The sequence below is a fragment of the Pseudonocardia sp. TRM90224 genome, from assembly GCF_021245725.1.
In the GTDB taxonomy this organism is placed as follows: domain Bacteria; phylum Actinomycetota; class Actinomycetes; order Mycobacteriales; family Pseudonocardiaceae; genus Pseudonocardia.
Map to the genome: position 1 here is coordinate 276658 of NZ_JAJGSX010000009.1, position 26179 is coordinate 302836.

Below are 26179 nucleotides of genomic sequence, written 5' to 3' on the forward strand. Positions count from 1 at the left end.
GCACGTGGCGGCGGGAGAAGAGGCGCCCGCTCGAGCGGCGCCACCGGCGTCGAAGAAGGCGCCGCGCAACCGGGGTGAGTGGCGTGCCGCGGAGCGGCTGCCGGTCGCCCAGGTGGCCGTCGACGTCCCGCTCGCCCACCTCGACCGGCCCTTCGACTACCGCGTGCCCGAGCACCTCGACGCCGTCGCCGTGCCGGGGGTGCGGCTGCGCGTGCGGTTCGCCGGAAGGCTCGTCGACGGCTTCCTGCTCGCGCGGGTTGCCGGCTCGGATCACGGTGGGAAGCTCGCGTGGGTCGAGAAGGTCGTCTCGCCGGAGCCGGCGTTGACCGCCGACGTCGCTGCTGTGTGCCGAGCGGTCGCCGACCGGTACGCCGGGGTGATGGCCGACGTGCTGCGCCTCGCCGTGCCACCGCGGCACGCCAAGGTGGAGGCCGAACCGCAGCGGGCCGCCGCAGGAGCAGTCGCCGCAGGAGCAGTCGCCGCTGAACCGGCCGTCACCGAATCGGCCGCCGCAGAGGTGGGACGTGACGGCTGGGCCCGCTACCCGCGCGGGCCGGCGCTGCTCGACGCGCTGGCCGGCGGACGGGCCGCGCACGCGGTCTGGCAGGCGCTGCCCGGCGAGACGTGGCAGGACCGGCTCGCCGAGGCCGCCGCCGCGACCGTCTCGGCCGGGCGGGGTGTCCTGCTCGTCGTGCCCGACCACCGTGATGTCGAAGCCCTGCACACGGCCTGCGCGGAGCTGCTCGGCAAGGACGCGGTCGTCGCGCTCGCGGCCGACCTCGGGCCGGCCGAGCGCTACCGCCGATGGCTGGCCGTGCGCCGCGGCCAGGTCCGCGTTGTCGTCGGCACCCGCTCCGCGGTGTTCGCCCCCGTCGAGAAGTTGGGTCTCGTCGTCGTCTGGGACGACGGCGACGACCTGCACGCCGAGCCGCGCGCGCCGTACCCGCACGTCCGCGACGTGCTCGTGCTGCGTGCGCACACCGGGGGAGCGGCGCTGCTCGTCGCGGGGTTCGCGCGCACCGCCGAAGGACAGCTGCTCGTCGAATCCGGCTGGGCGCAGGCCGTCGAGGCCGAACGTGGTGTCGTGCGCTCGGTCATGCCACGGGTTGTTGCCCTCGACGAGACCGGGGGGCAGCTCGCGCGCGACCCCGACGCGATGGCTGCCCGGCTGCCCGCCGTCGCGTTCGAGGCGGCACGCACCGCCATCACGGCGGGCCGCCCCGTGCTGGTGCAGGTCCCCCGCGCCGGATATGTCCCGTGGTTGTCGTGTGCCTCCTGTCGTGAGACGGCCCGCTGCCGGGCCTGCGCCGGTCCGCTCGGGGTGCCGGGCCGGGCCACCGGCAGTGGGAATGGCCGCGAGGGGACGCCCGCCCTGCCGCACTGCCGCTGGTGCGGGCGGGCCGAACCGGCGTTCCGGTGCGCCGCGTGCGGCTCCCGGCGGTTGCGCGCGGGCGTGATCGGTTCCGGGCGCACCGCCGAGGAACTCGGCAGGGCCTTCCCCGGTGTCCCGGTGCGAGCGTCCGGCGGCGGCGCACCGGTGCTCACGAGCGTCTCCGCCCGCGCCGAGATCGTTGTCGCGACCCCCGGCGCGGAACCGCGGGTCGGTGCAGGTGCCGGCTACGGAGCCGCGCTGCTCATGGATGGCTGGGCCCTCCTCGGCCGGCCAGACCTACGGGTGGCCGAGGAGACGCTGCGCCGCTGGCTGGGCGCGGCAGCGCTCGTCGTCCCGCACACCGAGGGCGGCCGGGTCGTCGTCATGGCGGATGCCGCGCTGCCCGTGGTGCAGGGCCTGGTGCGGTGGGACCCGGCCGGGCACGCCGCGGCGGAGCTGGCCGCACGGGCCGAGGTCGGGTTCCCACCTGCCGTGCGCATGGCGGCACTCGACGGGGTGCCCGACGCCGTCGCCGAGGTGCTGGCAACGCTGCCGGACACCGTGGAGGTGCTCGGCCCCGTCGAGCTGGATCCCGTGACCGACGACCCCGCAGCGGAGAAGCGCGAGCGCGCGCTGCTGCGGGTGCCCCGGGCGCAAGGGCGGGTGCTCGCAGCCGAGCTGCACGCAGCCCAGGCGACCCGTTCGGCGCGCAAGGCGAGCGAGCCCGTGCGGGTCCGACTGGATCCCGTCGAGATCGGGTGATCGGAACGGCCTGCACGAGCGTGGCAGAATGGGTGGTCGCTCTAGGAGGTCCTGAACGATTGGGGCCCCAGTTGTTCAGGGCGCTCCTAGTCCGAGCAACCGCATCCGTCGCTTCCCGCAGCCGAGGAGATCTGTGTCCGTCCAGCCCATCCGCTTGTTCGGCGACCCGGTGCTGCGCACTCCCGCCGTGCCCGTCACGACCTTCGACGCCGAGCTGCGCAAGCTGGTGGCCGACCTGACCGACACGATGCACGACGAGGGCGGCGCCGGCCTCGCCGCGCCGCAGCTGGGCGTCAGCCTGCGTGTGTTCACCTACGACTGCGACGGGTTCGAGGGGCACATCGTCAACCCGACCTTCGACGTCGTCGGCGACGAGGAACAGATCGGTCCGGAGGGCTGCCTCTCCATCCCCGGGCTGAGCTGGGAATGCAAGCGCCACCTGCACGTCGTGGCGAAGGGCTGGAACGAGCACGGCGAACCGATCTCGGTGGAGGGCAGCGAACTGCTCGCGCGCTGCATCCAGCACGAGACCGACCACCTCGACGGCGTACTGTTCCTCGATCGGCTCGATGCCGAGACCCGCAAGCAGGCGATGGCCGAGATCCGCGCCGCGGAGTGGTTCGGCACACCGCCCCCGGTGGTCAAGGTGAGCCCGCATCCGATGTTCGGGAAGACGAGGTAAGTACGTGCGGCTGGTCTTCGCGGGTACGCCGGAGCCGGCGGTGCCCGCCCTGCGGGCATTGCTGGAATCGCAGCGCCACACCGTAGCGGCGGTTGTGACGCGACCCGATGCCCGCTCCGGCCGCGGCCGCGAGGTGAAGCGCTCCCCGGTGGGCACGCTGGCCGACGAGGCCGGCATCCCCGTCCTCACCCCGGCCCGCCCCTCCGAGCCGGAGTTCCTCGACGCCCTGCGCGCGCTGGAGCCCGACTGCTGCCCGGTCGTCGCGTACGGCGCGCTGGTGCCACGCACGGCGCTGGACATCCCGCGCCACGGCTGGGTCAACCTGCACTTCTCGCTGCTGCCCGCATGGCGGGGCGCAGCCCCGGTGCAGGCCGCGGTGCGGGCCGGCGACGAGATCACCGGCGCGTCGACGTTCCTCCTGGAGGAAGGGCTCGACACCGGCCCGGTGTTCGGCGTGGTGACCGAGGCGATCCGGCCGACCGACACCTCGGGTGAGCTGCTCGGGCGGCTCGCCCTCTCCGGCGCGCAGCTGCTGCTCGCAACCATGGACGGGATCGAGGACGGCAGCCTCGACGCCGCACCCCAGCCGGCCGAGGGCGTCTCGCACGCGCCGAAGGTGCTCACCGCCGACGCGCAGGTCGACTGGGCCGAGCCGCCCCTCGCCGTCGGTCGCCTCGTGCGCTCGGTCACCCCCGCCCCCGGTGCGTGGACCACGTTCCGCGGTGAGCGGCTCGGCCTCGGGCCGCTGTCGCTCGACCCTGCCGGCGAGCTGCCGACGCTCAAGCCCGGCGAGGTGCTCGCGGAGAAGCGCAGGGTGCTCGTCGGCACCGCCGGCGCGCCGGTGGAGCTCGGCGAGGTGCGCCCCGTCGGGAAGCGCGCGATGCCGGCCCCCGACTGGGCGCGCGGGGTGCGCATCGAGCCGGGGGAGGCGTTCGCGTGACCACCCCAGGACGTGGTGGCGGGCACGGTCGCGACGGTGGGCGGCGCGGTGGTGGCCGGGGCGATGGACGGGGTGACGGCGGCCGCCGTGGCCGCCCGGCCGGCCGACGTGGCGCCGGACCGCCGCGGGGGCGGGTGGGGCCGCCGCGCCCGCCGGAGCTCGACCCCTCGCGACAGGCCGCGCTCGAGCTGCTCACCGCGGTCCGGGTGCGCGACGCCTACGCCAACCTCGCCCTGCCTGCGATCCTGCGCCGGCACCATCTCCGCGACCGGGACGCCGCGCTGGCCACCGAGCTCGGCTACGGCACCTTGCGCGCGCGTGGGCTGCTCGACGCCATCATCGAGGCATGCACCGATCGGCCGCTCATCCGGGTGGAACCGACGCTGCTCGACGCGCTGCGGCTGGGCGCCTACCAGCTCCTGCGCACCCGCATCCCGCACCACGCTGCCGTCGACACCACGGTCGAGCTGGTGCGCGTCGACGCCGGCAGCCGGGCGGCCGGGTTCGTCAACGCCGTGCTGCGCAAGGTCGGCGCGCAGGACGAGCAGGCGTGGGTCGAGCAGCTCGCCCCGCCGGCGGCCGAGGACCCGATCGGGAACGCGGCCTTCACCCACGCGCACCCGCGCTGGATCGCGCAGGCGTTCGCCGATTCGCTCGGGACCTCTGGAGAGGACGCCGAGGACGGTGACGACGGCGAGCTCGCCGTCGCGCTGGCTGCTGACGACGCCCGACCCGCCGTGCACCTCCTCGCCCGTCCCGGCGAGATCACCGCGACCGAGCTGGCACTGGTGACCGGCGGCGCCGAGGCGCCGTTCTCGCCGTACGGCGTGCACCTGGAGCCGGGCAGCGGCGACATCGGCGACCTCGACGTGATCTCCGAAGGCCTGGCCGTGGTGCAGGACGAAGGCAGCCAGCTCGTGGCGCTCGCGCTCAGCAGGGCCGAACTGCTCGGCGACGACACCGGCCGCTGGCTCGACCTCTGCGCCGGGCCAGGCGGGAAGGCCGTGCTGCTCGGCGGGCTGGCCGCGCTCGACGGTGGCGAGCTGGATGCCGTCGAGCAGAGCGAACACCGGGCCGACCTGGTGCGGCGTGCGACCGACGGGCTCCCCGTGCGCGTGCACACCGCCGACGGCCGCGAGGCGCCCCTGCCCGACGCGGCGTTCGACCGGGTGCTCGTGGACGCGCCCTGCACCGGTCTCGGTGCGCTCCGGCGCCGCCCGGAGGCCCGCTGGCGGCGCCGCCCCGAGGACGTCGCCACCCTCACCAAGCTGCAGCGCGAGCTGCTCACAGCGGCGCTGCGACACGTCCGCCCCGGCGGCGTGGTCGCCTACGTGACGTGCTCGCCGCACCTGGCGGAGACGGTCGCGGTGCTGAAGGGCGTGCTGCGCAAGCACAAGCAGATCGAGCAGCTCGACGCCCGCGCGACGCTGCCCGGTGTGCCGGCGCTCGGGGACGGGCCGACGGTCCAGCTGTGGCCGCACCGCCACGGCACCGACGCGATGTTCGTCGCGCTCCTGCGCCGCCCGCTCTGATCGGATCGCCAGCAGCTCAGCGACGCGTCTTCGACTCGGCCGCCCGGTCGAGGGCGGCGTCGAGCGCGAGGTCGAAGTAGTCGACCAGCATCTCCTCCTCGTCGCTGCCCGCGCCCACCTCGATCCGGATGTCCCTGGTCCGCCGGCCCGGCAGGAGGCGTCCGTGCGGGTCGGGGAGGTCGGCGCCCAGCTCGAAGCCGACGTTGACCCCACCGTCGCGGGGGAACAGCGCCCACAGGTAGCCGGCCTTCGGGTGGTGGTAGGCGACGCCGTGCCACATCGGGTTGACCCGCTCGCGCAGCCCGCTGTGTGCCCCGACCACCACCTCGCGCAGCTGCCGGACCAGCGCGGCGACCTCCGGAGGCTCGCTCGCGAGCATCTTGTCGAGCTGCTGGTCGAACGTCGCACCCTCGGACACCGCACGAGTGAACCGCACGTCACAGTGGTACCGCGAGTCCCTAGCCCCATTAGGCCCCGGCGTAGCCTGCTGGGGTGCATCCCATGATCGCGCCGAGCATGCTCTCCGCCGACTTCGCGCGGCTCGCCGACGAGGCCGCCGTCGTCGCGGGGGAGCCCGGCAACGGCGCCGATTGGCTGCACATCGACGTGATGGACGCCCACTTCGTGCCGAACCTCACACTCGGCCTGCCAGTGGTCGAATCGCTGCTCAAGGCCACGTCGGTGCCGCTCGACTGCCACCTGATGATCGAGGACCCGGACCGCTGGGCCATCGGGTACGCGGAGGCCGGCGCCTACAACGTGACGGTGCACGTCGAGGCGGCGCGCGACCCCGTCGCGCTTGCGGCCGACCTGCGCGCGGCGGGCGCGAAGGCCGGCTTGTCGATCAAGCCGGGCACGCCGCTCGAACCGCACCTGGACACGCTGCGCCACTACGACACGCTGCTGGTGATGAGCGTCGAACCAGGCTTCGGCGGCCAGCAGTTCATGCCCGAGGTGCTCGACAAGGTGCGGGCAGCGCGCCGGATGGTGGACACCGGCCACTTGACGCTGCTCGTGGAGATCGACGGCGGGATCAACGCCGACACCATCGAGGCCGCGGCGGAAGCCGGTGTCGACTGCTTCGTCGCGGGCTCCGCGGTCTACGGGGCCGACGATCCCGGCAAGGCGGTGCGCGCTCTGCGTGACAAGGTGCGCGCGGCGGCACCGCACCGCGGCTGGGCTTGACCGACCTGACGGGGCGGTCGGGAACGATCGCCGACCGAACGTGGTTGCAGCTGTTCGAGCACATAGGACGAGTGGAGCGGCCGGGTCACCCGGGCCGAGCCGGATGAGGAGCACGAGGATGTTCACGGGGATCGTCGAGGAGATCGGCGAGATCCTCGCCGTGCGGGAGAGCGCGGAGGTCGTGGTGCTCGTCGTGCGGGGGCACACGGTGACCGAAGCCACCCGACACGGCGACTCGATCGCGGTGAACGGTGTCTGCCTCACCGTGACCAACCCCACGGGTAGCGATGGCGACACCTTCACCGTGGAGCTGGTGCCCGAGACCCTCAAGCGCTCGAGCCTCTCCGAGGCCCGGACCGGCGCGAAGGTGAACCTGGAGCGGGCCCTGCCGGTCGACGGCCGGCTCGGGGGCCACATCGTGCAAGGGCACGTCGACGGGGTCGCGATACTGCTTTCGCGCCACCCGGCCGACCGCAGCGACGAGCTGGTGTTCAGCCTCCCGCACGACCTCGCCCGGTATGTGGTGCGGAAAGGCTCGATCGCGGTCGACGGGGTCTCGTTGACAGTGGCCGATGTGACCAGTGACACGTTCACCGTAGCGCTCATCCCCACGACGTTGGCGAACACCACACTCGGTTTCCGGCAGCCGGGAGATACCGTCAATCTCGAGGTCGACGTCGTCGCGAAGTACGTGGAGCGGCTGACGGCGGGGTACCTCAGTGGTTCCGGCGAGGAGGCCAAGGTCCAGTGAGCGGTCCAGAGAGCGATCCGGTGAGCGGTGAGGCCGAGCGCCCGTACGGCTCGATCGAGCGGGCGATCGCCGACATCCAAGCCGGCAAGGCGGTTGTCGTCGTCGACGACGAGGACCGCGAGAACGAGGGCGACCTGATCTTCGCGGCGGACCGCGCCACCCCCGAGCTCGTCTCGTTCATGGTGCGATACACCTCGGGCTACATCTGCGTCGCGCTCACCGAGGCCGAGTGCGACCGTCTCGACCTCCCGCCGATGCACCACACGAACTCCGACAGCTTCCGCACGGCGTTCACGGTGACCGTCGACGCCAAGGCCGGGGTCACCACCGGCATCTCGGCGGCGGACCGTGCGCACACGATCCGGCTGCTCGCCGACCCGACGGCGGGCCCCGGCGACCTCGTGCGGCCGGGGCACGTCCTGCCGCTGCGCGCCCGTGAGGGTGGGGTGCTGCGCCGCCCTGGCCACACCGAAGCCGCCGTCGACCTGGCGCGGCTCGCCGGCCTGCCGGCTGCCGGCGCGCTCTGCGAGATCGTCTCGCAGAAGAACGAGGGCGACATGGCCCGCGGCGACGAGCTCGCCGTCTTCGCAGCCGACCACGACCTCACGCTGATCACGATCGCCGACCTCATCGCCTACCGGCGGCGCACCGAGAAGCACGTGGTGCGGGTGGCGCAGGCGAAGATCCCGACGGCCCACGGTGAGTTCATCGCCTACGGGTACGACTCGCTGCTCGACGGCATCGAGCACATCGCGATGGTCCGCGGCGACGTCGCGACCCCCGAAGGCACCGGCGAGGACGTGCTGGTGCGGGTCCACTCGGAATGCCTGACCGGTGACGTGCTCGGCTCGCTGCGCTGCGACTGCGGCCCTCAGCTCGACGCCGCACTCGCCGCGGTGGCCGCGGAGGGCCGCGGAGTGGTGCTCTACATGCGCGGGCACGAGGGCCGAGGAATCGGCCTGCTGCACAAGCTGCAGGCCTACCAGCTGCAGGAGGCCGGCGCCGACACCGTCGACGCCAACCTGGCGCTCGGTCTGCCCGCCGACGCCCGCGACTACGGCACGGGTGCGCAGATCCTCGTCGACCTCGGCATCCGCTCGATGCGGCTGCTCTCGAACAACCCCGACAAGCGGGCCGGGCTGGAGGGCTACGGGCTCACGATCACCGGCCGCGTGCCGCTGCCGGTGCGTGCCGGCCCGGAGAACTTGCGGTACCTGCGCACCAAGCGCGACCGCATGGGCCATGATCTGCCTGACCTCGGTACACCGGGCCCGTCGATGGTCGACGGGACGGGTACCTGAGAACCAGGGGAGTGTGATGAGTGGCCAGGGACGTCCGGAACCCGTCGAATCGCTCGATGCCGGCGGGTTGAGCCTCGGCATCGCGGCCACCACGTGGCACGCCGACATCGTCGAGACGCTCCTCGAACGGACACTGGCCACGGCCAAGGCCGCGGGGGTCGTCGACCCGACCGTCGTGCGCGTGCCGGGGACCGTCGAGCTGCCGGTGGTGTGCCAGGAGCTCGCCGTGAGGCACGACGCGGTGGTGGCGCTCGGTGTGGTGATCCGCGGCGGCACACCGCATTTCGAGTACGTCTGCGACGCGGTGACGGCCGGGCTGACGCGGGTGGCCCTCGACGAGCGGACGCCGGTCGGCAACGGTGTGCTCACCTGCAACACCCACGAGCAGGCCGTCGAGCGCTCCGGCGCGCCGGGGTCCACCGAGGACAAGGGCTCCGAGGCCTGCCTCGCCGCACTGCAGACGGCGCTCGTGCTGCGCGGGCTGCGGGGTGCCTCGTGAACGCGGCCGACGAGACCACGGAGGGCTCCGTGGACGCGGGGAACACCCAGGCAGGCGGTGCGCGCGCCGCCGCTGTGGTGCTGCGCCCCCGCAAGGTGTTGATCGCGGCGTGGGTGGGCGCGGTGGTGGTCGTTGCGGTCTTCGCGGTGCTCGCCGTGATCCTGCGCAACACCGCGACCGGGGTGTACTTCACCGTGGCCGACCAGGTCGCGGTGGTGCTGCTGGGCATCTTCATCGCGGGCGGCTTCCTGCTCGTCGCCCGCCCGCGCGTGCGCGCGGACGCCAACGGCATCGAGGTGCGCAACATCCTGATGACGAGGACCTACCCCTGGGCCGACGTGCAGCGGGTGGCGTTCCCCGACGGCGCCTCGTGGGCGCGGCTCGACCTCCCCGACGACGAGTACATCCCCGTCATGGCGGTGCAGGCCGTGGACGGCGCGCGAGCCGTCGAAGGCATGCGGGCGTTGCGTGCCCTGCACGCCGCCGCACGCTGACCGCCGGCGCCGACCACAGCAGCACATACGGCAGGAAGGTCGTCGATGACCGCAGCGGCAGAACAGGACATGGCCGGCGACGAGCAGGTGCTGACCTCGCTCAGCGATCACGTGCTGACGGTGACGCTCAACCGGCCCGAACGCCTCAACGCGTTCACCGCGCAGATGGCGGCGGACCTGATCGCCGCGTTCGACCGGGCCGACGCCGACGACGAAGTGCGCGCCGTGGTCGTGACCGGCGCCGGCCGTGCCTACTGCGCGGGCGCCGACCTCGCCGGGGGTGGTTCGACGTTCGACTACGAGAAGCGCACCGCTCCGCGTCCGGTGGACGCCGACGCGGATCGTGACGGCGGCGGGCTGGTGGCTCTGCGGATCTTCGAGAGCACCAAGCCGGTGATCGGTGCGATCAACGGCCCGGCCGTCGGGGTGGGCGCCACGATGACGTTGCCGATGGACGTGCGGCTCGCGTCGACCACCGCGCGGATCGGATTCGTGTTCGCCCGCCGCGGCATCGTCCCCGAAGCCGCCTCCAGCTGGTTCCTCCCGCGGGTGGTCGGGATCAGCCGGGCGCTCGAGTGGGCGACGACCGGCCGGGTCTTCGACGCCGACGAGGCGCTCGCCGGCGGGCTGGTGCGATCCCTGCACGCACCGGAAGAGCTGCTGCCCGCGGCGTACGCGCTGGCCCGCGAGATCGCCGAGAACAGCGCGCCGGTCTCGGTGGCCCTCGCCCGCCAGATGATGTGGCGCATGCTGGGCGCCGACCACCCCATGGAGGCGCACCGGGTGGACTCGCGCGCGATGATCGAGCGCGGCCGTTCCGCCGACGCCCTGGAGGGTGTCGGCGCGTTCCTGGAGAAGCGCCCGGCCACGTTCCCCGAGCGGGTCTCGACCGACATGCCGGGCTTCTACCCGTGGTGGCCGCGGCGCCCATGGGCACCGGTCGCGGACCGGCGTGACGAGCGCGACGGGTGAACCATCCGCCTCGGGCGCGGCGGCACCCGTAGCATCGTGGGCGTGTTGCGCGCTCGCGATCAGGTAGGCACTCCCGGCGACGGGAGCAACGTTCGGCTCGGCGACATCGTGTTGCGCAACCGGCTGGTGACCTCCTCGAGCCTGCTCGGCTACGGCGTCTCCAGCTCCGGTTTCTACGGCATGAGCCCGATCGCGCTCTTCGTGCCGCTCGCCGACTTCGGCGCCGTGACGACCCGCACGCTGACCGTCGAGCCGCGGGAAGGGCACTTCACCACCCGCGAGGACTGGGCGCTGCACGAGCTGCCAGGCCTGCTCAAGCGCTACGCCACCGTGCTGCGCGGGGTCGACGGCGGCTGGATCAACGCCTTCGGCTGGTGCAACGTCGGCATCGACGCCTACCTGCGCGACTACTACCCGCGCACCCGGGACCAGCGTGTGATCATCTCGCTGGGCGGCTTCTCCGCCGAGGAGTTCGTGACGCTGGTCGACAAGGTGAACGCGGCCGTCCCGGCGGGCGACATCGCCGCGGTCGAGTTCAACGTCTCCTGCCACAACGTCAACTTCGACTTCTCGACGATCTTGCAGGACGTGCTCGACGAGGCCGTCCCGCGCAGCAACCACCCGGTGATCCTCAAGCTCTCCCCGGACTACGACTACATCCGCAACGCGCAGCAGGCCGCGAAGGCCGGCGTGGCGGCGCTGACCGCGATCAACACGGTGAAGGCGCTGCGGCTCGACCCCCGCAGCGGCGCGCCCCTGCTCGCCAACTGCTACGGCGGGCTCTCCGGTCGCGCGATCAAGCCGATCGGCCTCCGGGTGGTCTCCGAACTGCGGGAGGCCGGGGTGAAGCTGCCGCTCATCGCGACCGGCGGCATCCGCACCGTCGACGATTGCCGGGAGTACTTCTGGGCGGGTGCCGACGCCGTGAGCCTCGGCAGTGCGGTCTGGCTCGCCAGCTATCCCGGCTACCTCACGGCCCCGTTCAGGGCGATGCACGTTCGGCGCGTGTTGAATGCCGTTCGGCGCTACAGACCGCATCCGGGCGGACCCGCTGCGTCGCGCTGAGCGACGATCTTCACCCGGACGTTGGAACCGGCAGGCTCCGAGCGGCCGGTCGATGGTTCGCAAGGTGACGCGCAAGGTGGTGACGTGGTGAACGCGGGCGGGCATCCGGACCCCATCCGGGCCGCACTGCGGCGGCCGCGGGTGGTGCTCTTCGACGTTCTCGAGACGATGTTGCAGGTCGAGGCCCTGCAGTCGCGGTTCGTCGACGTCGGCCGGCCGGGCCACGAATGGGAGCTCTTCTTCACGCGGACCGTACGCGACGGCATGGCGCTCACCCTCGCCGGCGGTGTGCGCCCGTTCAAGGAGGTCGCGCGGGCGGCACTGCGCACGACAACGGGCCACAGCCTCTCGGAGGACGCGCTCGACCACGTGCTGCAGGGCTTCAGCGAGCTGCCGCCACACGCCGACGTCGAGCCGGCGCTGATCGCGCTGGCCAGGGCGCGCGTGCCGGCGTTCGCCTTCACGCAGGGCTCCGCGGACGTGGCGCGCGACGCGCTCGACCGGGCCGGGTTGCGCACCTACCTGCGGGGAGTGCTCTCCACCGAGGAGATCGGCGCCTTCAAACCGCCGTCGCGGGTGTACCACTGGGCGAGCCGGCGGGTGGACGCCGCCATCGACCGGACGGCGCTGGTCGCGGTGCACTCGTGGGACGTGCACGGCGCGGTGCGGGCCGGGCTGATCGGCGGGCTCGCGACGCGGCTCGAAGGCGCGGTGCCGAGCGTGGTGGCCGCTCCACACGTGAGCGCGCCGCGGCTCGACGCCGTGGTCGAGCGGCTGCTCGCGCTCCCCGCGTAACGGAGCGTCGGCAGGGGCGGCAGCGGACGTGGTGGACATGCCTCACGCCCCGATCGCGCGCGGCGCCTGCGCGGCCACCGCACCGTGCCCGAGATCGGCCCGCTCACCGGCTGCTGCACCCGCGGCGAACCCCGTGCCCGACAGCGTCGCCCGGCGGGCCTGCCCGAGCACCGGGAACGCCGCCGCGTAGGCCCGCTCGACCTGGCTGGTGCGATCGGCCAGCACGACGGCGAGCGTCCTGCCGTCGTCCGCGGCCGCGTGCTCGGCCGTCGCACCCCGCTCGGCACGCTCTTCGGCAGCGAGCAATCGGCGCCGGACCTCGACCGCGAACCCGTAGAGCCACGACCGGCGGTACGCCGCGACGGACTCGCCCTGCCACGCGGGGCGCTGCGCGGCGAGTTGATTTCCGACCTGGAGCAGCAGCGACGTGTAGAGCAGCTCGACCCGCTGCCGGTCGCTCGCGAAGCCGAAGAGGGTGACGGCCCCGACCTTGCCGCCCCAGGCCTGGTGGAGGACGGCCTTGCAGCGCATCGCGTCGGCGATCCAACCGAGCAGGCGGGCCTTCCCGGCGCTGTACGGGTCGCCCACCGTGATCTTCTGCTGGCCGATCTCGTCGCGGCCGGGATGGGCGGCGGCCAGCAACGCGGCGTCGATCCCGTGGCGGGCCATGAGCTCCACGGCCTTCTCCGTGTAGATCTGCGCCTCTTCGGGCGTGGCGGCACGGTCCGCCTTGGCCAGCAGCTTGCGGACCGTGTCGAGCTTGTCGGCGCCCACCGCGGGCCCTCCTCGGATCGAACGTGCGTTCGGACTGAGTCATTGATATCAGGCCCGGCGACGGCCCGGGGCCGGATCGACGCTCACGCACACGTGATTTTTTTCGAACGGAGGATTTGGGCCATCCGGAGGGTGGTCGACCCACCCCGGACTCCCTACACCAGTGCCGAGACACACCGCGCGGGCGGTGCCGCGGCTCGGCGTGTCGGGGGCCGGTCCTACCCTGGTGGAGCCATGCCAGATCCAGCCACGTACCGCCCAGCGCCAGGGTCGATTCCCGAGGCGCCAGGGGTCTATCGCTTCTCAGATCCGCACGGACGGGTCATCTACGTCGGCAAGGCCAAGAGTCTCCGCCAGCGGCTGAACTCCTACTTCGCCGACGTCGCCGGTCTGCACCCGCGGACGCGGCAGATGGTGACCACCGCCGGGCACGTCCAGTGGACCGTCGTCACGACCGAGGTCGAGGCGCTGCAGCTCGAGTACAACTGGATCAAGGAGTTCGACCCCCGCTTCAACGTCCGTTACCGCGACGACAAGACCTACCCGGTTCTCGCGGTGACGATGAACGAGCAGTACCCGCGGCTGCACGTCTACCGCGGCCCGCGGAAGAAGGGCGTGCGCTACTTCGGCCCGTACGCCCATGCGTGGGCCATCCGGGAGACCCTCGACCTGCTGTTGCGCGTGTTCCCCGCCCGCACCTGCAGCGCCGGGGTGTTCAAGCGCCACGGCCAGATCGGGCGGCCGTGCCTGCTCGGGTACATCGACAAGTGCTCGGCGCCGTGCGTCGGGAGGGTCGACGAGGAGGAGCACCGCGACATCGTCACCGACTTCTGCGACTTCCTCGCCGGCAAGACCGACCACCTGGTGCGCCAGCTCGAGCGCAAGATGGCGATCGCGTCGGAGGAGCTCGAGTTCGAGCGGGCCGCCCGGCTGCGCGACGACATCGGCGCGCTGCGCCGGGCAATGGAGAAGCAGGCCGTGGTGCTCGGCGACGGCACCGATGCCGATGTCGTCGCGTTCGCGCAGGACGAGCTGGAAGCCGCGGTGCAGGTCTTCCACGTGCGCGGCGGCCGGGTGCGGGGCCAGCGCGGCTGGGTGATCGACAAGGTCGAGCCGACCGACACCCCGCAGCTCGTCGAGCGGTTCCTCATCCAGTTCTACGGGGAGCAGGCAGCGCTCGCGAGCTCGGCCGACGACGCCACCCAGCCGGTGCCGAAGGAGATCCTCGTCCCGGAGCTGCCGCCCGAGTCGGCATCGCTGGCCGAGTGGCTCTCCGGGCTGCGCGGGTCGCGGGTGGGGCTGCGGGTGGCACAGCGCGGCGACAAGCGCGCGCTCGCCGACACCGTCGCGCGCAACGCCGCCGAGGCGTTCACCCAGCACAAGCTGCGCAGGGCCGGCGACCTCACCGCGCGGTCGGCCGCCTTGCAGGAGATCCAGGACGGGCTCGGGCTCGACTCCGCGCCGCTGCGCATCGAGTGCGTGGACGTCTCGCACGTGCAGGGCACCAACGTCGTCGCCTCGCTCGTCGTGTTCGAGGACGGCCTCGCGCGCAAGTCGGAGTACCGCCGGTTCGAGATCCGCGACGGGGCTGAGGGCGGCGACGTCGCGTCGATCGCGGAGGTCGTGCGGCGCCGCTTCCGCCGCTACCTCGCCGAGTCGTCCCCCGAGTCGTCCGCCGAGTCGTCTCCCGAGCCGTCAGCCGAGTCGCCGGTGGTGGACAAGGCGACCGAGCACCGCCCCGGCATCGACCCGGAGACCGGTCGGCCGCGCAAGTTCGCCTATCCGCCGAACCTGCTGGTCGTCGACGGCGGCCAGCCGCAGGTCGAGGCCGCTGCCGACGTCCTCGCCGAGCTCGGCATCACCGACGTCGCCATCTGCGGTCTCGCGAAGCGCCTGGAGGAGGTCTGGATGCCGGCCGACCCCGACCCGGTGATCCTCTCGCGCACCAGCGAGGGCCTCTACCTGCTGCAACGGGTGCGGGACGAGGCGCACCGCTTCGCGATCACCTACCACCGGCAGCGCCGCTCCAAGGCCATGACGGTCTCCGAGCTCGACGGCGTGCCGGGGCTCGGCCCGTCCCGCCGCAGCGCGCTGCTGCGCCACTTCGGCTCGGTGCGCAAGCTCAAGGCGGCCGAGGTGGACGAGATCGCGGCGTTGCCCGGGTTCGGGCGGCGGACGGCGGAGAGCGTGGTCGGGGCACTGCGTGGCGTGACCCGTACGGAGGAACCGGACCAGCCTGGCGGGGGAACGCACCCCGGTGCGCGCCACGGCGAAGTCGGGCAAGCCCAATCATCAGGCAACCGATCACGGAGCCGGTCGACGGCGCCGGATCCCGGGGCCGCGGCGCACAGGGGGAGTCACGATGGAAGCGACGGCGGACATCACGACAGCGGATACGGCTCTGGAGAGCCTGGTGGGGGGCGCGATGAGCGCGACGGTTGACACCAATGGGCGCGCCGGCATCCAGGTCGTGCTCGTCAGCGGGTTGTCGGGGGCGGGCCGCAGCACCGCCGCGAAGGTGCTGGAGGACCTCGGCTGGTTCGTCGTCGACAACCTCCCGCCCGAGCTGATCGCCACGATGGTCGACCTCGGCGCCCGCGCGCGCGGCGAGATCACCCGGATCGCGGTGGTCATGGACGTGCGCAGCCGTGCGTTCTCGGCCGACCTCGGCGCGGTGATCAAGGACCTGGACGCGCGCGGTTACAAGCCGGGCCTGTTGTTCCTGGAGGCCACCGACGCCGTGCTGGTGCGCCGGTTCGAGCAGGTCAGGCGCAGCCACCCGCTGCAGGGCGACGGCCGGCTCGCCGACGGGATCGCCGCGGAGCGCGAGCTGCTCCGCCCGCTGCGCGAGAGCGCCGACCTCGTCGTCGACACCTCGGCCGTGACGGTTCCACAGCTGCGTGCCGCGCTGGAGCGGGCGTTCGGCACCGAGGCCGAGCAGGTCACCAGGGTCACGGTGCTGTCGTTCGGCTACAAGTACGGCCTGCCCATGGACTCCGACCTGGTCGTGGACGTCCGGTTCCTGCCGAACCCGTTCTGGATCCCCGAGCTGCGCGAGCTCAACGGGCGCGACGAGCAGGTGCGCGACTACGTGCTGAGCCAGGAGGGCGCCGAGGAGTTCATCGCGCGCTACCTGGAGCTGTTGCGGCTGGTGGGGGCCGGGTACCGGCGGGAGGGCAAGCGGTACTTGACGGTCTCGGTGGGCTGCACGGGCGGCAAGCACCGCAGCGTCGCGATCAGCGAGGAGATCTCCCGCCGGCTCGCGGGCGCCGAGGGGATCACGGTCAGCGTCGCGCACCGTGACCTGGGGCGGGAGTGATGTGAGCGGGACAGGGCTGCGTGCGGTGGCGCTCGGCGGCGGCCACGGCCTGCACGCGACGCTGTCGGCGCTGCGCATCCTGGCAGCGGCCGGCACGCTCAGCGAGCGGTTGACGGCCGTCGTGACGGTCGCCGACGACGGCGGCTCCTCCGGGCGGCTGCGCCGCGAGCTGGGCCTGCTCCCGCCGGGCGACCTGCGGATGGCGCTGGCCGCGCTGGCCGTCGACGACGAGCCGGGCACCCGGTGGCGCACGCTCGTCCAGCACCGGTTCGGCGGCATCGGCGCGCTCGCCGGGCACGCCGTCGGGAACCTCCTGCTCGCCGGCTTGATGGAGACGCTCGGTGATCCCGTCGCGGCGCTCGACGAGATGGGTGCACTGCTGGGTGTGCGCGGTCGGGTGCTCCCGATGAGCTGCGACCCGCTCGACATCGAAGCGGAAGTCACCGGTCTGGGTGATGAGCCGGGTCAATCGCACCGGATTCGTGGACAGGTTGCAGTCGCCGCGACCCCCGGGAAGGTCCAGCGGGTGTGGCTGCTGCCCGACCGGCCGCAGGCGTGCGCGGAGGCCGTTGCTGCCGTGCGGGCCGCTGACCTGCTGCTCCTCGGTCCCGGGTCGTGGTTCACGAGCGTGCTGCCGCACCTCTTGGTGCCTGAACTCCGTGACGCCGTGCTGGGCAGCCGAGCACGCAGAGTGATCGTTCTGAACCTCGCTCCGGAGCCGGGAGAGACCTCCGGGTTCTCACCCGAACAGCATCTGGCCGTACTCTCGGAGCACGCCCCGGCATTGCGGGTCGACGCTGTACTCGCCGACGTCGCCGCAGTTCCGGTGCCCGACAGGCTGCACCGCGCGGCCGCGGCAATGCTGTCCCCGGGCGGTCGGGTCCATTTGGCCCCGGTCGCCGCCGCCGACGACCCTGCGGTGCCCCGCCACGATCCGGCGGCTCTGGCGGATGCGCTCGGTGCGGTGCTGGCCGAGACGTCCACCAGGCCCGGCCCGCGCGACGTGCCCGTCACGTCCAGCGCGCCGGACGCCGCCGAGAGGAGGACGTGAACATGGCTCCCACTTTCGTGTCCCAGAACGTTGTCGAGTCGACCGTTGTTGAGTCGCAGAATGCGCGGAGGGCGATCCAATGGCGATGACCGCTGCGGTCAAGGACGAGCTGAGCAGGCTCGTGATCACCAAGCCGTGCTGCCGCCGCGCCGAGGTGGCCGCACTGCTCCGGTTCGCGGGTGGCCTGCACATCGTGGGCGGCCGCGTGGTGATCGAGGCGGAGGTCGACACCGGCTCGGTGGCCAGGCGGCTGCGCCGCGACATCCACGAGCTCTACGGCCACACCTGTGAGGCACACGTCATCACGGCTGGTGGGCTGCGGCGCAGCGCGCGGTACGTGATGCGGGTCGTCCGCGACGGGGAGGGGCTCGCCCGGCAGACCGGCCTGCTCGACGCCCGTGGCCGTCCGGTGCGCGGGCTGCCGCCGCCGGTCGTCTCCGGTGGGGTGTGCGACGCCGAGGCTGCGTGGCGTGGTGCGTTCCTCGCCCACGGCTCGCTCACCGAGCCCGGTCGCAGCTCGGCGCTCGAGGTGACCTGCCCCGGGCCCGAGGCTGCGCTGGCGCTGGTGGGAGCCGCGCGGCGGCTGGGCGTGACGGCGAAGGCGCGTGAGGTGCGCGGCGCCGACCGCGTCGTCGTGCGCGACGGCGACGCGATCAGCGCGCTGCTGACCAGGATGGGTGCCCACGAGAGCGTGATGGCGTGGGAGGAGCGGCGCATGCGCCGCGAGGTGCGGGCCACGGCCAACCGGCTCGCCAACTTCGACGACGCCAACCTGCGCCGCTCGGCGCGGGCGGCCGTCGCCGCTGCGGCCAGGGTCGCGCGGGCGCTGGAGATCCTCGGCGACGACGTCCCGCAGCACCTGCTGGCTGCGGGCCGGCTCCGTGCCGAGCACACGCAGGCGTCGCTCGAGGAGCTCGGCCAGCTCGCCGACCCGCCGATGACGAAGGACGCGGTTGCCGGCCGGATCCGCAGGCTGCTGCACATGGCCGACAAGCGCGCCGCCGACCTGGGCATCCCCGATACCGAGTCGGCGGTCACGGCGGAGATGCTCGAGGAATCCTGACCGTGGCGATGCTCGCCGCGGCGGCGATCGCCTGGCTGGGGCTCGTCGTCCACAACGTGGCCGACCTGCCCGGCCAGACCCTGTTCAGCCCGGAGACGCTGCTCCCGGGCCTGTTCACGGCGCTGCTGCTCTGGCTGCACCGCGTGCAGCGGCGGGCCGGCGCGGCGGTGCTGCTCGGCTGGGCAGCGGTCAACGCGGTCATCGGTGGCGTGCTCAGCGTGCTGCCGCTGCCGGTGTGGCCGTTCGACCCCGAGCAGTCGGTGCGCCACTACTCGTTCCACCTCCTGTACGCGGTCACCCAGGTCCCGTTGTTGGTGGCCGCGTGGCAGGAGGTCCGGGCTCGCGGCGAGCGGTAGCTGCTGGGCCGAAGGTGTATCGATTCCGAACCTCCCGACCACGGCCTGAACTGCGGACGCTAGTGTTTGGCACGAGACGTTCAGACGATCCAGGAGGCACAGCGTGACGGTGCGGGTAGGCGTTAACGGGTTCGGACGGATCGGGCGCAACTTCTGGCGCGCGGTCGACGCACAGCGCGCCGCAGGTTCCAGCGACATCGAGATCGTGGCTGTCAACGACATCACCGACAACGCCACCCTCGCGCACCTGCTCAAGTACGACTCGATCCTCGGCCGGCTGCCCTACAGCGTGTCCTCGACCGACGACGAGATCCTCGTCGACGGCAAGGGCTTCAAGGGCCTCGCCGTGCGCGACCCCGCCGAGCTGCCGTGGAAGGACCTCGGCGTCGACGTCGTCGTCGAGTCGACGGGCATCTTCACCAAGCGCGAGGCCGCTGCGAAGCACCTCGACGCCGGCGCGAAGAAGGTCATCATCTCGGCCCCGGCGAGCGGTGAGGACATCACCATCGTCAAGGGCGTCAACGACACGGCCTACGACGGCTCGCAGGACATCATCTCCAACGCGTCCTGCACCACGAACTGCGCTGCGCCGCTGGCCAAGGTGCTCGACGACCTGCTGGGCATCGAGACGGGTCTGATGACCACGATCCACGCGTACACGCAGGACCAGAACCTGCAGGACGGGCCGCACAAGGACAAGCGCCGCGCCCGCGCCGCCGCGCTCAACATCGTGCCCACCACCACCGGTGCCGCGAAGGCGATCGGTCTCGTGCTGCCGCACCTCAAGGGCAAGCTCGACGGCTACTCGCTGCGTGTGCCGATCCCCACGGGCTCGATCACCGACCTCACGGTCGAGGTGCGCAAGACGGCCTCCGCCGAGGAGATCAACGCGGCCTACCAGGCGGCGGCCGAGGGCCCGCTCAAGGGCGTCCTCACCTACAGCACCGACCCGATCGTCTCCTCCGACATCGTGACCGACCCGGCGTCCTGCATCTTCGACGCGCCGCTGACCAAGGTCGTCGGCAACCAGGTGAAGGTCTTCGGCTGGTATGACAACGAGTGGGGCTACTCGAACCGCCTCGTCGACATCACGGCGCTGGTGGCCTCGAAGCTGTGAAGACGCTCGACGACCTGATCACCGAGGGGGTGCGGGGGCGCACCGTGTTGGTGCGCTCCGACCTCAACGTCCCCCTCGACGCGGAGCGCACGATCACCGACGACGGGCGCATCCGCGCCTCCGTCCCGACGATCGCGCGGCTGGCCGGTGCCGGAGCGCGGGTCGTGGTGACCGCGCACCTGGGCCGGCCGAAGGGCGGCCCGCAGCCGGAGTTCTCGCTCGCGCCGGTCGCGGCGCGCCTCGGCGAGCTGCTGAACGCGCAGGTGCGGCTGGCGGAGCTCGGAGCCGGCCTCCCCGAGCAGTTCGCGGCGGGCGACGTCGTGCTGCTCGAGAACATCCGGTTCGACCCGCGCGAGGCGTCGAAGAACGACGACGAGCGCGCCGAGCTGGCCCGCGAGCTCGCCGCGCTGACGGGGGAGAACGGCGCGTTCGTCTCCGACGGGTTCGGTGTGGTGCACCGCAAGCAGGCCTCGGTGTACGACGTCGCGAAGGACCTGCCGGCCTACGCGGGCGGTCTCGTGCTCGCCGAGGTCGAGGTGCTGCGTGCGCTGACCACCGAGCCGAAGCGGCCCTACACCGTCGTGCTGGGCGGCTCGAAGGTCTCCGACAAGCTCGCCGTGATCGACGCGCTGCTGCCGAGGGTCGACGCGCTGCTGGTCGGCGGCGGCATGTGCTTCACCTTCCTGGCCGCGCAGGGCTACGGGGTCGGCGATTCCCTGCTCGAGCGCGACCAGATCGACACGTGCCGCCGGCTGCTCGAGTCGGGCAAGATCGAGCTGCCGAGCGACGTCGTCGTCGCCGACGACTTCTCGGCCGACGCGAACACCCGCACCGTTCCCGCCGACGCGATCCCCGACGGGTGGAAGGGTCTCGACATCGGCCCCGCGTCCGTCGAGGCGTTCGCGGAGGTGCTCGGCAAGGCGGCCACCGTGTTCTGGAACGGCCCGATGGGCGTCTTCGAGCTCGCGCCGTTCGCGGAGGGCACCCGCGGGGTCGCCCAGGCGATCATCGACGCGGAGGCCTTCTCCGTCGTCGGCGGCGGCGACTCGGCCGCCGCGGTGCGGGCGCTCGGCCTCCCCGAGGACGGGTTCTCGCACATCTCGACCGGCGGCGGAGCGTCGCTGGAGTACCTGGAGGGCAAGTCCCTCCCCGGCCTCGCCGTCCTGGAGTCGTAGATGGCCGTTCGGATGCCGCTGATCGCCGGCAACTGGAAGATGAACTGCAACCACCTCGAGGCGCTCGCGCTGGTGCAGAAACTCGCTTTCGCGTTGCCCACGAAGTACTACGACAAGGTCGAGGTGGCGGTGCTGCCGCCGTTCACCGACATCCGCTCCGTGCAGACGCTGATCGAGGGCGACAAGCTCAAGATGGTGCACGGCGCGCAGGACATCTCGCCGCACGAGTCCGGTGCCTACACCGGCGACGTGTCCGGCCTGATGCTCGCCAAGCTCGACTGCAAGTACGTCGTCGTCGGGCACTCGGAGCGCCGCGAGATCCACGGCGAGGACGACGCGCTCGTCAACCGCAAGGTGCACGCGGCGATCAAGCACGGCATCGTGCCGATCCTGTGCGTCGGCGAGGGGCTCGACGTGCGTGAAGAGGGCCGGCACGTGGAGCACACCACGCGGCAGCTCACCGCGGCCCTGCAGAAGGTGCAGAGCCAGCACGCGCAGAACCTCGTGATCGCGTACGAGCCGGTCTGGGCGATCGGCACGGGCCGGGTCGCGAGCGCGGCCGACGCGCAGGAGGTCTGCGCCGCGATCCGCGAGACCGTCGTCGCGACGTACGGCGAGGCGATCGGCGCGTCCGTGCGTGTCCTCTACGGCGGCTCGGTGAAGGCGAAGAACGTCGGCGAGATCGTCGCGGAGAAGGACGTCGACGGAGCTCTCGTCGGCGGTGCGAGCCTCGATGCCGACGAGTTCGCGCAGCTCTGCGCCATCGCGGCCGGCGGGCCGCTGCCGTAATACGCGGTTGTACGGGCGTCGCCGGGATCGGGAACGTTGCTGCAGGGGTGTGACCCCCGTCAAGTGGCGTTCCCGATCCGGGTACCCTCGATGTCCTGAGTGTTGAGATCCGAAGATTGAGGATGGGATGCAACTCGCCCTGCAGATCGTGCTGATCGTCTCCAGTGTGCTGCTGGTGCTGTTGATCCTGCTCCACCGCGGTCGCGGTGGCGGGCTCTCCACGCTGTTCGGCGGTGGCGTCCAGTCGAGCCTCTCGGGCTCCAGCGTGGTCGAGAAGAACCTCGACCGCCTCACCCTGTTCACCGGTGCCATCTGGCTGATCGCCATCATCGGCACCGGCCTGATCGTCAAGATCGGGGTCTGAGAAGAGGTATGGCCATGGCAGGCGGAAACGCGATCAGGGGTACCCGCGTGGGTGCCGGTCCGATGGGCGAGTCAGAGCGCGGTGAGACCGCGCCGCGTGAGCACATCTCGTACTACTGCTCCAACGGGCACGTCACCACCCCGTCCTTCGCGGCCGAGGCGGAGATCCCCGACTCCTGGGACTGCCCCCGCTGCGGTCTCCCCGGCGGTCGGGACAACGAGAACCCGCCGGCGCCGCCGCGCACGGAGCCCTACAAGACGCACCTCGCGTATGTGAAGGAGCGCCGCAGCGACGCGGATGGCGCCGCCATCCTCGAGGAGGCGCTCGGCAGGCTGCGAGCGTCACGCGAGCTCTAGTGGGCCTGCGCGGCGCTGTGCGCGCGATGCTGTACCGGGTCGTCGACGAGGTCGTCGTCAAGCACCGCGCCGAGCAGACCGCCGAGCTGCGTGCGGAGATCCGCGCCGAGGTGGAGCGGGCGATCCACGAGATCCGCGCGGTCGAGATCCGCGACCGCCGCGACACGCTCGCCGCGGCGGAACGCGAGGCCGTCACGTCGACCGCTCGGTTCGTCCAGCGTGAGATGCGCGAGGCCCGCCATTTCGGCCACCCGAGCGCAACGCTCGACCACGCCGTGTCGATCGCGCCGGCCACCGGAGGGCTCGCGCTGGAGTTCGGCGTGTACAGCGGTTCGACGCTGAAGACGATCGCGGCATCACGCAGCGGTGGGGTCTACGGGTTCGACTCGTTCGCCGGGCTGCCCGAGAACTGGCGTGCCGGATTCGACACTGGCGCCTTCGGGGTGGACGCCCTGCCGCAGGTCCCCGGTGCCGAGCTGGTCGTCGGGCTCTTCGACGACACCCTGCCCGGTTTCCTCGATGAGCATCCCGAGCACGTCGACCTGCTGCACGTCGACTCCGACCTGTACAGCTCGGCAGCGTGCGTGCTGGAGAAGGTCGGGCCGCGGCTGCGCCCCGGCAGCGTGATCGTCTTCGACGAGTTCTTCAACTACCCCGGCTGGGAGCAGCACGAGGCGAAGGCGTGGCAGGAGTACGCCGCCGCGACCGGCGTGCGGTTCCGGTACGAGGCCTACACGCTCGACCACGAGCAGGTCGTGGTCGTTCTCGTCTAGGGAGCCGGCCCGGCTCAGCGGTCGACGCTGCGGGTGCCGGCGCGGGTCATCGCGACCGGTCCACTCGTGCGTCCGGTCCACACGTACCCGGGGCCGTGGTAGCGAGCGCTGCGGTACTCCCACTCGACGGTGCCCGAAAGGACGTGCTGGAGCCCTTCGACGAAGCGGCGCAGGTCGTCGGGCCGGCCGGGCGCTTCGGCGCGGACGACGTCGCACAACGCGACGATCCGCCGCTCCTCGGCGAGTGCCAGGTCGGCGACCCGGTTCAGGGCCTCTTGGATCGATGTCCCGTCCTCGCGCATGACGATCGCGACAGCGTTCCAGTCGTCGCCGGTGAAGTACTCCTTGCCGAACGCGATCACGTCGTTCACGAGCACGGCGTTCCAGACGGAACTCGAGATCAGCTCCCGCACGGCCGGGTGGTCGAGAACCGCCTCGGGGAGGTCGAGTCCTGCGGTGTGCTCCGCCAGCAGGAACGTCCACGGCATCCCGGAGTCGAAGTAGCGCAGGTCCCGGTACTGGTCGAGCGTGATGTCGCTGCCTGCTGCGCTCACGTCGATGGACGTGGCGAACCCGTCGAGCATCCGCAGGACGTACTCGGTGAACCGGGCCCGCTGCCGTACCGGCATCGTGTCGCGCATCATGTGCCACTGCTGCTGGAGCAGGTGGCTGAACGGGTCCGGCCGCGCCGTGTCGGGGTTCGCGATGACGTCCTGCAGGCCGGCGATCAGGAGCTCGGGCGGCGGTCGGTCCGTGCCGGGTTCCACGGGCTCGCTGGCCAGGTCGTCAAGGAGGAACCAGTAGTACATCCACCGCCCGATCCGGATCGCCGTCGCCGTCGAGGCCGCCGGGTAGGCGAAGCTGATCCACAGCGGGAATCCTTGACCGGCGAGCCGGAGCACCCGGTCCTCCGACACTCCGGGCAGCGTCCGCAGGTGTTGCCACGCCCAGGCGTTCATCTCCTTCTCGACCTGCGGGTAATCGGGCCGGCACACCAGGGGGAACGGGTGCGCCGACACCGGCGGGAGCTCGATCTCCAGGACCAGGTCCTGCCGCTCCGGTGAGGCAACGCCGGCCATCGGCGACCTCCTTCACTCAGACGTCGTGGGCGGGTGATGGCGTGCGGTGACGCGCATCATGAGGTTGCGCGGGTGCAGGGAGACGCCGATCTGGACACCGGGTGTGGCGCCGGGGACCGGTTCGAGGTGCCAGCGCGCTGCGATGTTCGCCAGCCCGAGGACCATCTCGGTCAGCGCGAACTGGTCGCCGATGCACTTCCTGACGCCGCCACCGAACGGCAGGAAGTAGCTGCGGCCAGAGACCGTCCCGTCGGCCCACCGGTCCGGTGCGAACGTGTCGGGATCGGGGTACAGGTCGGGCCGGCGGTGGATGATGTACGGACTGAAGATGATCATGCTGCCGGCCCGGACCGGATGGCCGCCGAGCTCGGTGTCGGCGACGACGGTCCGGCTGAGGACCCAGGCCGGCGGGTACAGGCGCAACGCCTCGGTGATGATGTTGGCGGTGAGGCGCAGCTGGGGCAGGTGCTCGAACGTCGCAGGACCGCCGGCGAGGACGGTGTCCAGCTCCTCGTACAGGCGGGTCCGGATATCGGGATGCTGCCCCAGCTGGTGGAACGCCCAGGCGAGCGTGCTGGCCGAGGACTCCGTGCCGCCGGTCAGGAAGGTGATGAGCTGGTCGCCGATCTCCGACTCCGACAGCGCGTCCCCGGCCCTCGCCGGCGCGCCCTCCGCCCCGGGCAGACGAGCCGTGAGCAGCGCTGACAGGAGGTCGTCGGGGTCCGCGCCGGACGCGCGGCGGGCTGCGAGCACGTCGCCGAGCACGCCGCGGATACCGACGCCCGCCCGGTCGAATGCGCGGTTGCCGGGCAACGGCAACCTATCCAGCACGGGCGGCCGAACGGCGCGACGGTAGATCTCCCGCAACGCCGTGGCCGTCTCGTCGAGCACCCTCGCGGTGGTCTCCGGCGACAGCTTGTCGCTGAACATCGTCTCCACCAGGGTGTGGACCGTGCGGATGCCCATCTCCGCCGGCACGTCGACGACCTGGCCGTCGTGCCAGCCGAGGTCCAGGAAGTTGGCGGTCATCACGCGCGCGTACGCCGGGAGCCGTTCGCGGTGGAATGCGGGCTGGACGAGGGTGCGCAGGCGCCGGTGCGCGCTGTGCGGGCAGGTGCCGACGCTGCTCTCGCCGAGCACCTCCTCGATGCGGGCGATGATCGGCCCGCCCTTGTCGAACGTCTGCAAGTCCTTGAGGACGTGGCGGGTCAGACCCGGGTCGCACACCACGACGAGGCGCAGCGTGCCGACGCGCATTTGCACCACATCACCGTGATCGGGCAGCGAGGCCAGGAAGTCGAGGGGGTTGCGCAGCAGCGGCAGCACGTGGCCAAGCACGGGAATGCCGCCGGGCGCCTGCGGGATGGGTGTGGAAATCGTGGCGGAGTCGACCATCGGTCACCTTTCAGAGACGCGCCTAGCGCATCACGTGGTGACAGTTCGGGCCCCGCTTCGGCAGGCCCGAGGTGTTTCATCCGCGTGGTTGTTCCACGCCGGGTAAGGCCAAGGCCGTGTTGAGAAAGTCCTGGTCGCGCTCTTCGCGCCCAGATCGCCGCTGGCGGCGTTGCCGCCACGATCGGGTACGCCTGGTACGACGGCTCGTGGCGGCGCCT

27 protein-coding genes are annotated in these 26179 nt (G+C 72.1%); 23 read left to right on the forward strand and 4 right to left on the reverse strand.

Going from position 1 to position 26179, the window contains the following annotated elements; all coding sequences use genetic code 11:
• Positions 1-4: 4 nt before the first annotated feature.
• The 4 genes from LL648_RS17555 to LL648_RS17570 all read left to right on the forward strand — a co-directional run bounded on the left by LL648_RS17555 (position 5) and on the right by LL648_RS17570 (position 5288).
• Entirely contained in the window at positions 5-2134 is a 2130-nt protein-coding gene (locus LL648_RS17555) for a primosomal protein N' (RefSeq protein ID WP_232663648.1), read from the forward strand.
• Positions 2135-2267: 133 nt separating this feature from the next.
• Positions 2268-2816: a peptide deformylase gene (gene def / locus LL648_RS17560; protein ID WP_232663649.1), complete on the forward strand. Its 549-nt coding sequence runs from the start codon at positions 2268-2270 to the stop codon at positions 2814-2816.
• Between the two features lie 4 nt (positions 2817-2820).
• Complete coding sequence (locus LL648_RS17565) at positions 2821-3756, forward strand: methionyl-tRNA formyltransferase (protein ID WP_232663650.1); 936 nt, start codon at positions 2821-2823, stop codon at positions 3754-3756.
• On the forward strand, positions 3753-5288 hold the full coding sequence (locus LL648_RS17570) for an RsmB/NOP family class I SAM-dependent RNA methyltransferase (protein ID WP_374112061.1): 1536 nt from the start codon (positions 3753-3755) through the stop codon (positions 5286-5288). Before LL648_RS17565 ends, LL648_RS17570 begins: the two co-directional genes overlap by 4 nt.
• Before the next feature lie 16 nt (positions 5289-5304).
• Here the strand turns inward: LL648_RS17570 and LL648_RS17575 are convergent, their stop codons facing one another.
• Positions 5305-5706 carry a hypothetical protein gene (locus LL648_RS17575; protein WP_232663651.1) on the reverse strand — a complete coding sequence of 134 codons (402 nt, stop codon included), beginning with the start codon at positions 5704-5706 and terminating at the stop codon, positions 5305-5307.
• A gap of 83 nt (positions 5707-5789) precedes the next feature.
• On the opposite strand from LL648_RS17575, the gene rpe reads away from it, so the two are divergent.
• The 8 genes from rpe (at position 5790) to LL648_RS17615 (ending at position 12350) form a co-directional block, all read left to right on the forward strand.
• Entirely contained in the window at positions 5790-6473 is a 684-nt protein-coding gene (rpe, locus tag LL648_RS17580) for a ribulose-phosphate 3-epimerase (RefSeq protein ID WP_232663652.1), read from the forward strand.
• 118 nt (positions 6474-6591) lie between these two features.
• Positions 6592-7224, forward strand: coding sequence for a riboflavin synthase (locus LL648_RS17585; protein WP_232663653.1), 633 nt, complete (start codon positions 6592-6594; stop codon positions 7222-7224).
• Positions 7221-8525, forward strand: coding sequence for a bifunctional 3,4-dihydroxy-2-butanone-4-phosphate synthase/GTP cyclohydrolase II (locus LL648_RS17590; RefSeq protein WP_232663654.1), 1305 nt, complete (start codon positions 7221-7223; stop codon positions 8523-8525). The genes LL648_RS17585 and LL648_RS17590 overlap by 4 nt, the downstream gene beginning before the upstream one ends.
• Positions 8526-8541: 16 nt before the next feature.
• Positions 8542-9024, forward strand: coding sequence for a 6,7-dimethyl-8-ribityllumazine synthase (gene ribH, locus LL648_RS17595; RefSeq protein ID WP_232663655.1), 483 nt, complete (start codon positions 8542-8544; stop codon positions 9022-9024).
• 29 nt (positions 9025-9053) lie between these two features.
• Positions 9054-9518 carry a PH domain-containing protein gene (locus LL648_RS17600; protein ID WP_232663656.1) on the forward strand — a complete coding sequence of 155 codons (465 nt, stop codon included), beginning with the start codon at positions 9054-9056 and terminating at the stop codon, positions 9516-9518.
• A 45-nt stretch (positions 9519-9563) separates the two neighbouring features.
• Positions 9564-10490, forward strand: coding sequence for a crotonase/enoyl-CoA hydratase family protein (locus tag LL648_RS17605; RefSeq protein WP_374112062.1), 927 nt, complete (start codon positions 9564-9566; stop codon positions 10488-10490).
• A gap of 42 nt (positions 10491-10532) precedes the next feature.
• Positions 10533-11555 carry a dihydroorotate dehydrogenase gene (locus LL648_RS17610; protein WP_232663657.1) on the forward strand — a complete coding sequence of 341 codons (1023 nt, stop codon included), beginning with the start codon at positions 10533-10535 and terminating at the stop codon, positions 11553-11555.
• 84 nt (positions 11556-11639) lie between these two features.
• On the forward strand, positions 11640-12350 hold the full coding sequence (locus LL648_RS17615) for an HAD family hydrolase (protein WP_232663658.1): 711 nt from the start codon (positions 11640-11642) through the stop codon (positions 12348-12350).
• 42 nt (positions 12351-12392) lie between these two features.
• Here LL648_RS17615 and LL648_RS17620 read toward each other — a convergent pair whose 3' ends face one another.
• Positions 12393-13124 (reverse strand): DUF2786 domain-containing protein, encoded by a 732-nt coding sequence (locus tag LL648_RS17620; protein WP_232663659.1) that lies wholly within the window; start codon positions 13122-13124, stop codon positions 12393-12395.
• Between the two features lie 234 nt (positions 13125-13358).
• Between LL648_RS17620 and uvrC the strand changes: the two genes are divergently transcribed.
• The 11 genes from uvrC (at position 13359) to LL648_RS17675 (ending at position 23487) form a co-directional block, all read left to right on the forward strand.
• On the forward strand, positions 13359-15566 hold the full coding sequence (gene uvrC / locus LL648_RS17625; RefSeq protein ID WP_232663660.1) for an excinuclease ABC subunit UvrC: 2208 nt from the start codon (positions 13359-13361) through the stop codon (positions 15564-15566).
• A complete protein-coding gene (gene rapZ / locus LL648_RS17630) occupies positions 15550-16443 on the forward strand; it encodes an RNase adapter RapZ (protein WP_232663661.1) in 894 nt (297 codons plus the stop codon). The genes uvrC and rapZ overlap by 17 nt, the downstream gene beginning before the upstream one ends.
• 16 nt (positions 16444-16459) lie before the next feature.
• Complete coding sequence (locus tag LL648_RS17635) at positions 16460-17494, forward strand: gluconeogenesis factor YvcK family protein (RefSeq protein ID WP_255685811.1); 1035 nt, start codon at positions 16460-16462, stop codon at positions 17492-17494.
• 79 nt (positions 17495-17573) lie between these two features.
• Positions 17574-18557: a DNA-binding protein WhiA gene (whiA, locus tag LL648_RS17640; RefSeq protein WP_232663663.1), complete on the forward strand. Its 984-nt coding sequence runs from the start codon at positions 17574-17576 to the stop codon at positions 18555-18557.
• Between the two features lie 2 nt (positions 18558-18559).
• Complete coding sequence (locus tag LL648_RS17645) at positions 18560-18913, forward strand: hypothetical protein (RefSeq protein ID WP_232663664.1); 354 nt, start codon at positions 18560-18562, stop codon at positions 18911-18913.
• 103 nt (positions 18914-19016) lie between these two features.
• Positions 19017-20030 carry a type I glyceraldehyde-3-phosphate dehydrogenase gene (gap, locus tag LL648_RS17650; protein ID WP_232663665.1) on the forward strand — a complete coding sequence of 338 codons (1014 nt, stop codon included), beginning with the start codon at positions 19017-19019 and terminating at the stop codon, positions 20028-20030.
• Positions 20027-21205 (forward strand): phosphoglycerate kinase, encoded by a 1179-nt coding sequence (locus LL648_RS17655; protein WP_232663666.1) that lies wholly within the window; start codon positions 20027-20029, stop codon positions 21203-21205. Before gap ends, LL648_RS17655 begins: the two co-directional genes overlap by 4 nt.
• A complete protein-coding gene (gene tpiA / locus LL648_RS17660; RefSeq protein WP_232663667.1) occupies positions 21206-21994 on the forward strand; it encodes a triose-phosphate isomerase in 789 nt (262 codons plus the stop codon).
• 127 nt (positions 21995-22121) lie between these two features.
• Entirely contained in the window at positions 22122-22358 is a 237-nt protein-coding gene (gene secG / locus LL648_RS17665) for a preprotein translocase subunit SecG (protein ID WP_232663668.1), read from the forward strand.
• A gap of 14 nt (positions 22359-22372) precedes the next feature.
• A complete protein-coding gene (locus LL648_RS17670; protein ID WP_232663669.1) occupies positions 22373-22714 on the forward strand; it encodes an RNA polymerase-binding protein RbpA in 342 nt (113 codons plus the stop codon).
• Between the two features lie 26 nt (positions 22715-22740).
• The gene (locus LL648_RS17675; protein WP_232663670.1) at positions 22741-23487 is read left to right on the forward strand and encodes a class I SAM-dependent methyltransferase; all 747 of its coding nucleotides are present in this window, start codon (positions 22741-22743) and stop codon (positions 23485-23487) included.
• A gap of 14 nt (positions 23488-23501) precedes the next feature.
• Here LL648_RS17675 and LL648_RS17680 read toward each other — a convergent pair whose 3' ends face one another.
• A complete protein-coding gene (locus LL648_RS17680) occupies positions 23502-24566 on the reverse strand; it encodes a terpene synthase family protein (protein ID WP_232663671.1) in 1065 nt (354 codons plus the stop codon).
• Between the two features lie 12 nt (positions 24567-24578).
• The gene (locus LL648_RS17685) at positions 24579-25961 is read right to left on the reverse strand and encodes a cytochrome P450 (protein ID WP_232663672.1); all 1383 of its coding nucleotides are present in this window, start codon (positions 25959-25961) and stop codon (positions 24579-24581) included.
• Between the last annotated feature and the right edge of the window lie 218 nt (positions 25962-26179).